This window comes from Pseudomonas sp. FSL L8-0168, assembly GCF_037976155.1.
In the GTDB taxonomy this organism is placed as follows: Bacteria; Pseudomonadota; Gammaproteobacteria; order Pseudomonadales; family Pseudomonadaceae; genus Aquipseudomonas; species Aquipseudomonas paracarnis.
On the sequence record NZ_CP150262.1, the window covers coordinates 1,095,480 to 1,108,471 of the forward strand.

General features: G+C 60.8%; 11 protein-coding genes. 8 read left to right on the forward strand and 3 right to left on the reverse strand.

The genetic code is table 11. The features are described from left to right. Positions 1–119: 119 nt before the first annotated feature. Both rnhA and MHH62_RS04515 read right to left on the reverse strand, forming a co-directional pair. On the reverse strand, positions 120–572 hold the full coding sequence (rnhA, locus tag MHH62_RS04510) for a ribonuclease HI (RefSeq protein ID WP_003173571.1): 453 nt from the start codon (positions 570–572) through the stop codon (positions 120–122). Between the two features lie 31 nt (positions 573–603). Continuing rightward, the gene (locus MHH62_RS04515; RefSeq protein WP_003190694.1) at positions 604–1,362 is read right to left on the reverse strand and encodes a methyltransferase domain-containing protein; all 759 of its coding nucleotides are present in this window, start codon (positions 1,360–1,362) and stop codon (positions 604–606) included. Positions 1,363–1,427: 65 nt separating this feature from the next. Between MHH62_RS04515 and gloB the strand changes: the two genes are divergently transcribed. From gloB to MHH62_RS04555, 8 genes are all read left to right on the forward strand, one after another. Next, complete coding sequence (gene gloB, locus MHH62_RS04520; RefSeq protein WP_073452299.1) at positions 1,428–2,195, forward strand: hydroxyacylglutathione hydrolase; 768 nt, start codon at positions 1,428–1,430, stop codon at positions 2,193–2,195. Between the two features lie 98 nt (positions 2,196–2,293). After that, on the forward strand, positions 2,294–3,694 hold the full coding sequence (locus MHH62_RS04525) for a transglycosylase SLT domain-containing protein (protein ID WP_339232571.1): 1,401 nt from the start codon (positions 2,294–2,296) through the stop codon (positions 3,692–3,694). A gap of 236 nt (positions 3,695–3,930) precedes the next feature. Next, positions 3,931–5,760 carry an extracellular solute-binding protein gene (locus tag MHH62_RS04530; RefSeq protein WP_014718255.1) on the forward strand — a complete coding sequence of 610 codons (1,830 nt, stop codon included), beginning with the start codon at positions 3,931–3,933 and terminating at the stop codon, positions 5,758–5,760. Next, positions 5,757–7,595, forward strand: a complete 1,839-nt coding sequence (locus tag MHH62_RS04535; protein ID WP_014718254.1) for an extracellular solute-binding protein — start codon at positions 5,757–5,759, stop codon at positions 7,593–7,595. The genes MHH62_RS04530 and MHH62_RS04535 overlap by 4 nt, the downstream gene beginning before the upstream one ends. After that, a complete protein-coding gene (locus MHH62_RS04540) occupies positions 7,596–8,669 on the forward strand; it encodes a microcin C ABC transporter permease YejB (protein ID WP_060767548.1) in 1,074 nt (357 codons plus the stop codon). 1 nt (position 8,670) lies between these two features. Continuing rightward, a complete protein-coding gene (locus tag MHH62_RS04545; RefSeq protein WP_003190688.1) occupies positions 8,671–9,690 on the forward strand; it encodes an ABC transporter permease in 1,020 nt (339 codons plus the stop codon). A 1-nt stretch (position 9,691) separates the two neighbouring features. Next, positions 9,692–11,293: an ABC transporter ATP-binding protein gene (locus tag MHH62_RS04550; protein WP_020301569.1), complete on the forward strand. Its 1,602-nt coding sequence runs from the start codon at positions 9,692–9,694 to the stop codon at positions 11,291–11,293. A gap of 35 nt (positions 11,294–11,328) precedes the next feature. Then, entirely contained in the window at positions 11,329–12,222 is an 894-nt protein-coding gene (locus tag MHH62_RS04555) for an AraC family transcriptional regulator (RefSeq protein ID WP_288855969.1), read from the forward strand. Here the strand turns inward: MHH62_RS04555 and MHH62_RS04560 are convergent. Next, the gene (locus MHH62_RS04560; RefSeq protein ID WP_069868411.1) at positions 12,164–12,751 is read right to left on the reverse strand and encodes a LysE family translocator; all 588 of its coding nucleotides are present in this window, start codon (positions 12,749–12,751) and stop codon (positions 12,164–12,166) included. The two genes, MHH62_RS04555 and MHH62_RS04560, sit on opposite strands and share 59 nt — an antisense overlap. Positions 12,752–12,992 lie beyond the last annotated feature (241 nt).

Here is a 12,992-nt window from a genome sequence, read left to right on the forward strand (position 1 = left end):
GATCTTTGTGATCAGGCCAACGTCTGCCTGCCTGAAGCTCAATGCCGTGCGGGTAGATTCGCCACACGCGATGGCGGCGGTGAAGCAGCGGCTCGAGCGGCCGCTGCGGTGTCGCTGACTCAGCTCTGCTTGTAGCCGCGCACTTCATCCACGCCACGGTTGGCCAACTGGTCGGCGCGCTCGTTGCCAGGGTGCCCAATGTGCCCGCGTACCCATTTCCAGGTGATGTCGTGACGGTTGCACTGTTCATCGAGCAATTGCCACAGGTCGGCGTTCTTGACCGGCTCCTTGGCCGCTGTCTTCCAGCCACGTTTTTTCCAGTTGACCATCCACTCGTTGATGCCCTTCATCACGTACTGCGAGTCGGTCACCAGGAGTACGTTGCAGCGCCGTTTGAGTTCTTCGAGGCCGCGAATCGCGCCCATCAGTTCCATGCGGTTATTGGTGGTATTGGCTTCGCCGCCCCACAATTCCTTCTCCACGCCCTTGCACACTAGCAAGGCGCCCCAGCCGCCCGGGCCGGGGTTGCCCTTGCAGGCGCCATCGGTGAAGAGTTCTACGCTATCGGTCATCGGTTATTCGGCCTGAAATCAAAAAGAGGTTTTACGGTTCGCGTTGTTCGCGGTTGACCTTGGCCAACGGCATCGGCACGAGCTTGCCGATCGGCTCGCGGCGCACTTGTTGCACCGGTCGCAGCCCGACCACGATCTTGCGTGCAACCAGCAAATAGAAGCCACCACCCGACAGCTGCCAGGCCCCTGCGCGGCGTTCCCAACCGGCCAGGCGGCCCTGCCACTTGGCCGTCGCAAGCGGCGGACGATAGCACCCGAAGCGGCGTTTCTCCAGCGCGAAGCCCAGCAGGTTGAGCCAGTCGCCCACCCGTGATGGCGCGATGCAACGCGCCTGACGCAGTCCGTCATGGGCGAACACACGGCGCAGGCCCCAACTGCTCCAGGGGTTGATGCCGACAATCAGTAAATGGCCACCAGGGCGCACGCTGCTCGCCGCTTCGCGCAACAAACCGTGGGGCGACAGGCAGAAATCCAGGCCATGCTGCAACACCACCACATCGGCGGCGTGTTCGCTCAAGGGCCAGGCCTGTTCCTCGCAGACGATTTCCACACCTGGCAATGGCGCGCCCAGGCGTACATTGCGTTGCACCTGCGGTGCCGAGGGCGGCGTGTCGGCCGACGGCCCGTAATGCACCAGGTAGCCCCCAAAGAACCGGCCCAGCTCGTCTTCGAGCATGCGCCGCTCTTCTTCCAGCAAAAACTGCCCAATCGGCCCGGACAACCATTCGCGGGCGGCGCTGATCAGGGCCAGCCACTCAGGATCGGCCTGGGCGAACGCTTTATCAGTCATTGCATTCTCCAACTCGCCTAGACGTTCTAAGATGCACCAATGTGTTCAGCTTGGCGAATCGAAGAATGATACAGATCAGTGCCCTACCCGCCTTCACCGACAACTACATCTGGTTGTTACAAGACCCCACGACCCGGCGCTGCGCCGTGGTCGACCCCGGCGATGCCGCGCCAGTACTGGCCTGGCTCAAGCAGAATGCCGAGTGGCGCCTCAGCGACATTCTGGTCACCCATCATCACCATGATCATGTGGGCGGTGTGGAGCAACTGAAAACTGTCACCGGCGCCACGGTCTACGGCCCGGCCAACGAAAAGATCCCGGCGCGGGATGTCGCCTTGCAGGATAACGACCGTATCAGCGTGCTGGGCTGGGACTTCGACGTGTACGCCGTGCCTGGCCACACCCTCGGCCACATCGCCTTTTACCACCAGGGCGTATTGCTGTGTGGCGATACCTTGTTCGCCGCGGGTTGCGGTCGCCTCTTCGAAGGCACGCCGGAACAGATGTACAGTTCCCTGGAACGCCTGGCCGCCCTGCCCGCCGATACGCAGGTGTACTGCACTCACGAATACACGCAAAGTAACTTGAAATTTGCCCAAGCCGTGGAACCGCACAACGCCGACATCGCCGAACGGGTGGAAAATGTCGCCCAACTTCGCGCCCGTGGCCAGATGACGCTGCCATCCAACCTGGCCCTGGAAAAACGTACTAACCCTTTTCTGCGCACCGCTGAAACATCCGTTAAACAAAAAGCGGACGAACGGAACGGCCGCGACAACCGCTCTGGGGCCGAGGTGTTTGCTAGCTTGAGGGCTTGGAAAGATAAGTTCTAACCAGATGCAATCTGATACGTAATTTCTGAATGGTTGACCGGAACCAAAGCGCTTTCTAGAATCGCCCGACATTTTTGCCCGGAACTTACTTCCAGCCAATGTCGTCATCTATTCGTAAATCCATTTCTTCAGACGCATTGACCCGCCTGGCTCAAGCCGTGGCGGTGGCCGTTTCCGCGACTCTGGCGGGCTGCCAATCGACCAATTACGCTGCACAATCCACCGTGCAACCCAAACCGAATCTTGCTGCCAAGATCAAGCAAAAACCTATTTGGCTATCAGAGAAGCCCAGCCCCGAAATACCCCAGGACGTCTGGGAACGCATGCGTCGGGGCTTTCAATTGCAGGACGGTGTCGGCGTCAACCCGCGCATCGAGCAACAGCGCCTGTGGTTCGCCAGTAACCCCTCCTTTCTGGAGAATGCCGGCGAACGCGGCAGCCTCTACATTCATTACATCGTCGAACGCCTTGAAGAACGCAACATGCCTCTGGAACTGGCGCTGCTGCCAGTGATTGAAAGTGCCTACAACCCAATGGCCTATTCGCGCAGCGATGCGGTCGGCTTGTGGCAGTTCATTCCCTCCACCGGGCGCTACTTCAATCTGCGCCAGACCCGCGCCTACGATGGCCGCCGCGACATCACCGCCTCCACCACCGCCGCCCTGGACTATCTGACGCGTCTGCATGACATGTTCAACGGCGACTGGCTGCTGGCCCTGGCGGCCTATAACGCCGGCGAAGGCACGGTCAGCCGGGCAATCGAGCGCAACGAAAAGCTCGGCCTGCCCACTGACTACTGGAACCTGCCCCTGCCTCAGGAAACCAAGGACTATGTGCCCAAATTCCTGGCCTTGTCCCAGGTGGTACTGGCGCCCAAGGCCTATGGCGTCAACCTGAACCCGATTGCCAACACACCGTACTTCGAAGTAGTTGAAGTCAAGCAAAGCATGGACCTGTCACGGGTTGCCGCGCTGGCCGAGATCGACGAAGACGAACTGTTCCAGCTCAACCCAGCCTTGAAACAACGCACCACTCTGGATGGCCCCCAGCATCTGCTGGTACCAACCTCCAAGGCCCAACTGCTGACCAGCACCCTTTCGACGATGAAGCCGGAAGAATTGCTGAGCATGCGCCCCAAGAAGCCGGTGTTCGACGAAGTCGAGACCAAGGCGGTTGCCGGGCGTACCCGCAGCTACAAGGTACGCAGTGGCGATAACCTCACGCTGATCGCCAAGGCCAACAAGGTTGACGTGCATGACCTGCAGCGCTGGAACAAGCTCAACGGCCAGGCGCTCAAGGTCGGCCAGACCCTGGTGATGCAGGACACGCGTAAAGTCGCGGCGAAAAAACCGGTGCAGTACAAGGTCAAGAAAGGTGACTCGCTGTACATGGTGGCCAAGCGCTTCAACGTTGAGATGCAACACCTCAAGCGTTGGAACCCGCGCACCGGCCAGGCATTGAAGCCAGGGCAGATGCTGGTGGTTTCCGGGCCGCGCTAATACCTCGGGGAGAGCTGGCTTGTGTGGGAGCTGGCTTGCCTGCGACGCAGGCACCTCGGTCTATCAGTCAGACCGCAGTGATGCTATCGCAGGCAAGCCAGCTCCCACATTTGACCTTCACACCGTCCAATAGCTCGCAGTGCGCAACATGGCCTTCCCGACAGCCTTTTTCCAACCGGAACAAGCTGTTACTGTACCGATCATAAAGCCCAAGCCGCCTGGATCGGATCTCTGACTTGAAGCGTCCCCTCCTTCTACTAATAAGCCTGGCCTTGAGCTTTGCGGCGAACGCGACGATCACCGAGAGCCACGGTTATGCGCAGTTCGGCACACTCAAGTACCCGGCCAAATTCACCCATTACGATTGGGTAAACCCTGCAGCGCCCAAAGGCGGGACGCTGCGGGTGATGGCATTTGGCACCTTCGATACGCTCAACCCCTACACCTTCAAGGGTTCAAGCCCGGTTTCCACCGCCAACTTCCTGCAGTACGGCGTCAACGAGCTCAATGAACCCTTGATGGTGGGCACCGGGCAATACGCGCCGTCGGGCGATGAACCCACCTCCAGTTATGGCCTGATTGCCCAGTCGGTGGAATACAGCGAGGACCGCAGTTGGGTGGTGTTCAACCTGCGCCCCGAAGCACGCTTTCACGACGGCAAGCCGATCACCGCCGATGACGTGGCGTTCTCCTATCGCACCCTACTGACCGAAGGCCACCCGCAGTACCGCACCAATCTGCAAGAAGTGGCACGGGTCGATATCCTCAACCCTCACCGTATCCGCTTTGTGTTCAAGCGCGCCGGCAACCCCTTGCTGATCCTGCGCCTGGGCGAGTTGCCGGTGCTGCCCCAGCACTATTGGAAAAACCGTGATTTCAAGGCCACCACCTTCGAGCCGCCCCTGGGCAGTGGGCCTTATCGCATCACCAAGGTTGCGCCTGGGCGGCAACTGGTGTTTGAACGGGTCAAGGATTACTGGGGCAAAGACCTGCCGGTCAACCAGGGTTTCTATAACTACGACAAGGTTGAAGTGGAATTCTATCGCGACAGCGATGTGGCCTTTGAAGCCTTCAAGGCCGGTGAATTCGATATTTATATCGAGCATCAGGCCAAGAACTGGGCCACCGGTTACAACTTCCCGGCGGTCAACCGCGGCGATGTGATCAAGGCGCAGATCGCCCATCAGATCCCCACCCAGAGCCAGGGCCTGTTCATGAATACCCGGCGACCGGCGTTCAGCCAGGCCAAGGTGCGTGAAGCCCTGGGGTTGATGTTCGATTTTGAATGGACCAACCGCACGCTGTTCAGCAGCGCCTACAAGCGTTCGGTGAGCTATTACCCCAACAGTGAATTCTCGGCCACCGGTCTGCCCGTGGGCCATGAGTGGTTGATGCTCTCGCCCTACCGCGACCAACTGCCGGCCGCGCTGTTTACCCAACCGTTCAGCCTGCCGCACACCGATGGCCGTGGCATTCCCCGCGAAACCCTGCGCCAGGCCCTGGCCCTGCTCAGCGAGGCCGGCTGGAAACTGTCGGGGCAGCGCCTGCTGGACAAGGGCGGGCAACCGCTGCGCCTGGAAATCCTGTTGGTCAACCCGAACCTTGAGCGCATCCTGCAACCTTATGTCGAAAATCTGACCCGCATCGGCATCGACGCCCGCTTGCGCACCGTTGACCGCGCACAGTACAAACAGCGCCTCGATCAATTCGATTTCGACATGATTCTGATGACTCTCAACCAGACCTTGAGCCCCGGTCTTGAGCAGTGGCAGTACTTCCACTCCAGCCAGGCCGCAATCAAGGGCAGCAAGAATTACGCCGGTATCGCCAACCCGGTGGTCGACCACCTGCTGGACCAACTGCTGGCGGCGCAGACCCGCGACGAACAACTGGCTGCCGGCCGCGCCCTGGACCGGGTGCTGCTGTGGCAGCACTACAGCATTCCCAACTGGTACCTCAACTATCATCGCCTGGCGTACCGCAACCGGTTCGCCTTCGTCACCACGCCGCCCTACAGCCTGGGCCTGAGCGCGTGGTGGCTGAAAGCTTCGGAGAAAGCCCAATGATGTCCTTGCGTACTACCCTGCTCGCCAGCCTGTTGCTGTGCACCGCGGCGCACGCCGCGCCGCAACATGCGCTGACCCTCTACAACGAGCCCCCCAAGTACCCCGCCGACTTCAAGCATTTTGACTACGTAAACCCCGACGCCCCCAAGGGCGGGACCTTCCGCGAATCGGCCATGGGCGGCTTCGACAGCCTCAACCCCTATATCAGCAAGGGCGTGCCGGCAGACAACCTGCCGCTGATCTACGACACCTTGGCCATGCAAAGCCTGGACGAACCCATCACCGAATACGGCCTGGTGGCTGGCAAAATCGAAAAAGCCCCGGACAACAGCTGGGTGCGCTTCTACCTGCGCCCCGAAGCGCGCTTCCATGATGGCCACCCGATCCGCGCTGAAGACGTGGTGTTCACCTTCCAGACCCTGATCAAGGAAGGCAACCCGCTGTACCGCAACTACTACGCCGACGTCGATGAAGTCGTGGCTGAAGACCCGTTGCGCGTGCTGTTCAAGTTCAAGCGCACCAACAACCGCGAATTGCCGCTGATCCTGGGGCAGTTGCCAGTGCTGCCTAAACACTGGTGGGCGACCCGGGATTTTTCCAAGGGCAATCTAGAAGTCCCCTTGGGCAGCGGGCCTTACCAAGTGGCGGAGGTCAAGCCAGGCCGTATGATTCGCTACGAGCGGGTCAAGGATTATTGGGCCAAGGACCTGCCGGTCAATAAGGGCTTCTACAACTTCGATACCCGCATCACCGATTACTACCGCGACAGCACCGTCTCCCTGGAAGCCTTGAAGGCCGGGCAGTTCGACTACTGGTTGGAGTTCAGCGCCAAGAACTGGGCCAATGCCTACAATATTCCAGCGGTGAAAGAAGGCCGTTTGATCAAGGAAGAAATCCCCAACGGCAACCCCACCGGCATGCAGGGCTTCGTGTTCAACATGCGCAAGCCGATGTTCCAGGACGTGCGGGTGCGCAAGGCCATCAGCCTGTTGCTGGATTTCGAATGGAGCAACAAACAGCTGTTCAACGGTGCCTACACCCGTACCCGCAGCTATTTCGAAAACTCGGAAATGGCCGCCACCGGCCTACCCGGTCCGGACGAGCTGGCGATTCTCGAGCCGCTGCGCGACAAGATCCCTGGCGAAGTCTTCACCCAGGCATTCGAACCGTCCCACACCGACGGCAGCGGCATGATTCGCACCCAACAGCGCGAGGCCTACCAACTGCTGCAAGAAGCGGGCTGGAAGATCGTTGACGACAAAATGGTCGACAATACCGGCAAACCGGTGACCATCGAGTTCCTGCTGGCCCAGACCGAGTTCGAGCGCATCCTGCTGCCGTTCAAGCGCAACCTGGCGGACCTGGGCATCGACCTGGTGATTCGTCGGGTGGACGTCTCGCAGTTCGTCAACCGCCTGCGCTCCCGCGACTTCGACATGCTGGTGGGCAGCTTCCCGCAATCCACCTCGCCGGGTAACGAGCAGCGCGAGTTCTGGAAATCCTCCAGCGCCGACAAGCCCGGCAGCCGCAACTACATGGGCCTCAAGGACCCCGCCGTCGACCAGTTGGTGGAAGAGTTGATCGACGCCGGTTCGCGGCAAAGCCTGATCGCCCACGCCAGGGCGCTGGATCGCGTGCTGCAGTTCGGCTACTACGTGATTCCCAACTGGCACATCAAGACCTTCCGCGTGGCGTACTGGGACCACCTGGGCCACCCCAAGGTCTCGCCACGCTACGACGTCGGCACCGCCACCTGGTGGGCTAAACCCGACGTCAAACCGGCGGTATCCCTCGACACCACGCAGAACGCCGATGCGGCGAGCGGAGGCGATTGAATGCTGGCCTATATTGTTCGCCGCCTGTTGCTGATCATCCCCACGCTGTTCGGGATCTTGCTGATCAACTTTGTCATCATCCAGGCCGCTCCCGGCGGCCCGGTGGAGCAAATGATCGCCAAACTCGAAGGCTTCGACGGCGCCACCAGCCGCATTGCTGGCGGCGGCGCCGAAGTTGCGGTGGCCGGTTCCACCTACCGTGGCGCCCAGGGCCTGGACCCGGCGCTGATCAAGGAAATCGAAAAGATGTACGGCTTCGACAAGTCGGCGCCGGAACGCTTGTGGATCATGGTCAAGAACTATGCCCAGCTGGACTTCGGTGACAGCTTTTTCCGGGACGCCAAGGTCATCGACCTGATCAAGGAGAAGATGCCGGTGTCCATTTCCCTCGGGTTGTGGAGCACCCTGATCATGTACCTGGTGTCCATCCCCCTGGGGATCGCCAAGGCCACGCGCCACGGCAGCCATTTCGATGTGTGGACCAGCTCGGCGATCATCGTCGGCTACGCGATACCGGCATTCCTGTTTGCGATTCTGCTGATCGTGGTGTTTGCCGGTGGCAGTTATTTCGACTGGTTCCCCTTGCGCGGGCTCACCTCCAACAACTTCGAGGAGTTGAGCTGGGGCGCCAAGATCCTCGATTACTTCTGGCACCTGGCGCTGCCCGTCACCGCCCTGGTGATCGGCAACTTCGCGACCATGACCCTGCTGACCAAGAACAGCTTTCTCGACGAGATCAACAAGCAGTACGTGGTCACCGCCAAGGCCAAGGGCCTGACCAACCGCCGCGTGCTGTATGGCCACGTGTTCCGCAACGCCATGCTGCTGGTGATCGCCGGTTTCCCTTCGGCCTTCATTGGCATCTTCTTTACCGGCTCGTTGTTGGTGGAGGTGATCTTCTCCCTCGACGGCCTGGGCCTGATGAGCTTTGAAGCGGCGATCAACCGTGACTACCCAGTGGTGTTCGGCACGCTGTTTATCTTCACCCTGCTGGGGCTGATCGTGAAACTGATCGGCGACCTCACCTACACCCTGGTCGATCCGCGAATCGACTTTGCCAGCCGGGAGCATTGAGATGAACCTGTCCCCCCTCAATCGCCGCCGGTTCGAGCGGTTCAAGGCCAACAAGCGTGGCTGGTGGTCGCTGTGGCTGTTTCTGGTGCTGTTCGTGCTGAGCCTGGGCGCCGAGTTGATCGCCAACGACAAGCCCCTGGCGGTGCACTTCGACGGCGGCTGGTACTTCCCGGCGCTCAAGCGCTACCCGGAGACTACCTTCGGCGGTGAATTCCCGCTGGAAGCCAACTACAAGAGCCCGTATATCCAGGAACTGCTCAAGGCCAAGGACGCCTGGACCTTGTGGGCGCCGATTCCGTTCAGCTACCAGAGCATCAATTACGACCTGAAAGTCCCGGCCCCGGCGCCGCCGTCCTCGGTCAACCTGCTGGGCACCGATGACCAGGGGCGCGATGTGCTCGCGCGGGTGATCTACGGCTTTCGTGTATCGGTGCTCTTCGCCCTGACCCTGACCATACTCAGCTCGATCATCGGCGTGATTGCCGGCGCCTTGCAGGGCTTTTATGGCGGCTGGGTCGACCTGGCCGGGCAACGTTTCCTGGAGATCTGGTCCGGCTTGCCGGTGCTCTACCTGCTGATCATCCTGGCCAGCTTCGTGCAACCCAACTTCTGGTGGCTGCTGGGGATCATGCTGCTGTTTTCCTGGATGAGCCTGGTGGATGTGGTGCGCGCCGAGTTCCTGCGCGGGCGCAACCTGGAGTACGTGCGCGCGGCGCGGGCGCTGGGCATGCAGAACGGCGCGATCATGTTTCGTCACATCCTGCCCAATGCGATGGTCTCGACCATGACCTTCCTGCCCTTCATCCTCACCGGCGCCATTGGCACCCTCACCGCCCTGGACTTTCTCGGCTTCGGGCTGCCGGCAGGTTCGCCGTCGCTGGGTGAGCTGGTGGCCCAGGGCAAGTCCAACCTGCAAGCGCCGTGGCTGGGCATGAGTGCCTTTGCGGTGCTGGCGATCATGTTGAGCCTGCTGGTGTTTATCGGCGAGTCCGCTCGCGATGCGTTCGACCCGAGGAAATGAGATGAATCCGGACAATCTGATCGAAATCCGCGACCTCAGTGTCGAATTCGTCACCGGCGAGCACCACCACCGGGTGGTCAACCACGTCAGCTTCGACATTAAGCGCGGCGAAACCCTGGCGCTGGTGGGTGAAAGCGGTTCGGGCAAATCGGTCACCGCCCATTCGATCCTGCGCCTGCTGCCCTACCCGTTGGCCAGACATCCGTCGGGCACTATCGAGTATTCAGGGCAAGACCTGCTGACGCTTAAAGAGAAGACCCTGCGGCATATACGCGGCAATCGGATTGCGATGATCTTCCAGGAGCCGATGACCTCGTTGAACCCGCTGCACTCCATCGAAAAACAGATCAACGAGGTGCTCGGCCTGCACAAGGGCCTGACCGGCACGGTCGCCACCCAGCGCACGTTGGAATTGCTGGAGCTGGTGGGTATCCCCGAACCGCACAAACGCCTCAAGGCCCTGCCCCATGAGCTGTCCGGCGGCCAGCGCCAGCGGGTGATGATCGCCATGGCTCTGGCCAACGAGCCGGAGTTGTTGATTGCCGACGAGCCGACCACGGCGCTGGATGTCACCGTGCAGTTGAAGATCCTGGAATTGCTCAAGGAGCTGCAGGCGCGGCTGGGCATGGCGCTGCTGCTGATCAGCCACGACCTCAATCTGGTACGGCGCATCGCCCATCGTGTGTGTGTGATGCAGCAAGGTTGCATCGTTGAACAGGCCGATTGCGAGACACTGTTCCAGTCGCCCCAGCATCCCTACACCCAGGAATTGCTCGCGGCGGAGCCCAGTGGTGGGCCAGCCAACAATGATGTCGGCCCTCCGCTGCTGGAAGTGGACGACCTGAAAGTCTGGTTTCCGATCAAGAAAGGCTTTTTGCGCAATACCGTCGATTACGTCAAGGCTGTGGACGGCATCAACTTCAGCCTGCCCCAGGGCCAAACCCTGGGCATCGTTGGCGAAAGTGGCTCGGGCAAGTCCACCTTGGGCCTGGCAATTTTGCGCCTGATCGGCAGCCAGGGCGGGATTCGCTTCGAAGGCCAGCAACTGGACCGCCTCAGCCAACAGCAGGTGCGCCCGTTGCGCCGGGAAATGCAGGTGGTGTTCCAGGACCCGTTCGGCAGCCTGAGCCCGCGCATGTGCGTCAGCGAGATCGTTGGCGAAGGCCTGCGTATCCACAAGATGGGCACGCCCGCCGAACAGGAAGCGGCGATTATCGCGGCGCTCAAGGAAGTGGGCCTGGACCCCGAATCCCGGCATCGCTACCCCCATGAATTTTCCGGCGGCCAGCGCCAACGCATCGCTATCGCCCGAGCGCTGGTGCTCAAGCCGCGCCTGATCCTGCTGGACGAACCCACCTCGGCCCTGGACCGCACGGTACAGCGCCAGGTGGTAGAGTTGCTGCGCGGTTTGCAGGCCAAGTACAACCTGACCTACCTGTTTATCAGCCATGACCTGGCAGTGGTGAAGGCGCTGAGTCACCAGTTGATGGTGGTCAAGCAAGGCCAGGTGGTGGAGCAAGGCGATGCCCAGGCTATTTTTGCTGACCCGCAACATGCCTATACCCGGCAGTTGCTCAAGGCGGCTTTTTTGGTGCCGGCCTGACGGCACGCGGGTGCAAATGCAGGAGAAATAACGCCATGTCGCTCAGCCCAATCGCCCGTCCCGCAGACACGCCGCGCTTCTGGCGCGACGAACGCCTGCCGTTCATCGAAGCGCGCACCATCGCCGACGGGCGCAAGGTCACCTACACCCGGCACGCCCATGAGCATTTTTCCATCGGTGCGATCACCACCGGCTGCAGCTATTACCACTATGGCGCGCGCACCTTCGAAATCAGCGCCGGCACCGTGGTGCTGATGAACCCAGGCGATGTGCATGCGTGCAACCCCATCCATGACCAGCCCTGGTCCTACCACATGCTGTACCTGGACACGCCCTGGCTGACCGACCTGCAATACCAGCTGGGGTTCAGTACCGACCAGGGCTACCGGCCATTCGACACGCCCCATACCCGCGACGCCACGCTGTACCACGGCTTGCTCGACCTGTACCGCACGCTAGTGGATGAACAGGCCGAACTGCTGCAAAAACAGAGCACGCTGGTGAGTTACTTCACCGAGGTGCAACAGCGTCTGAACCCTTCGTTGGCACCGGTACGCGAGGTCAACCACAAACTCGAACGCGCCGCCGACTACATCCGCGCTTACTGCACTCTGGCCTTGAAACTCGAAGACATCTGCCAGGCGGCCGACCTGTCGCCGTCTTACCTGATCCGCGCGTTCAAGCAGTATTACGGCTTGACGCCCCACGCCTTCATGGTCAACCGACGCATCCAGTTTGCCCGCAGCCAACTGCGCAATGGCGCACTGATTGCCGACGTCGCCCTGGCCGCGGGCTTTGCCGACCAGGCGCACTTCCAGCGCACCTTCAAACAACACTTCGCGGCCACGCCGGGGCAATACCGCGAGAACCTCAAGCCATCAGCAAATAACCCACACTGGCCACCAGCAACGCGGCCATTGAGCGGTTGAACAGCCGTACACCTTTGGGGTTGTTCAAGTAGCGGCGTAAAAACGTCCCCGCATACACCCAGCACGCCACCGACAGGTAGCAGATCACCAGGTAAAGCGCGGCAAACAACCACACCTGCGCCGCATCGCCATCAGCCACAAACAACCCCATGCCTGCCACACACGCCAGCCAGGCTTTCGGGTTGAGCCACTGCATGATCGCGCCATACAGCATCGACGGCGCGGTGTCGGCACCGTCAGCGTCCAGCCGACCATCGTCCACGGCGAGTTTCCACGCCATGTACAACAGGAACGCGACTCCGCCCCAGCGGATCAATTGGATCAGTATCGGCCAGCGCACCAGCACTTCATGCAGCCCCAGGCCGATCAGTATCAATAACAAGGTGAAACCTACGGCGGCGCCCAACACATGTTTCTGGCTGGCGACAAAACCGAAACGCGCGCCGGCACTTAAAGCAACCACATTGACGGGGCCGGGCGTGATGGACGTGGCCAGGGCAAAAGCGGCCATGGAGAGGATCAAGCTCATTACAGTTCCTTGTGTGATGCCAACGATGCTGAGATCACGGTAACGCGCCGGGCGATGAGCGTATTGAACAAAATGCCCCTGGGCGCTTCAGAAACGAACGCTGATCTGATGGATGCCCCCACGATCAAACTATGGGAGCTGGCTTCCACATTGGTCATGCATCGCCCAAAGGATCTACGCCTGGCACCGGTCCCCAGTGGGAGCGGGCTTGCCCGCGAAGGCGGCGTGTCAGCCACTGCAT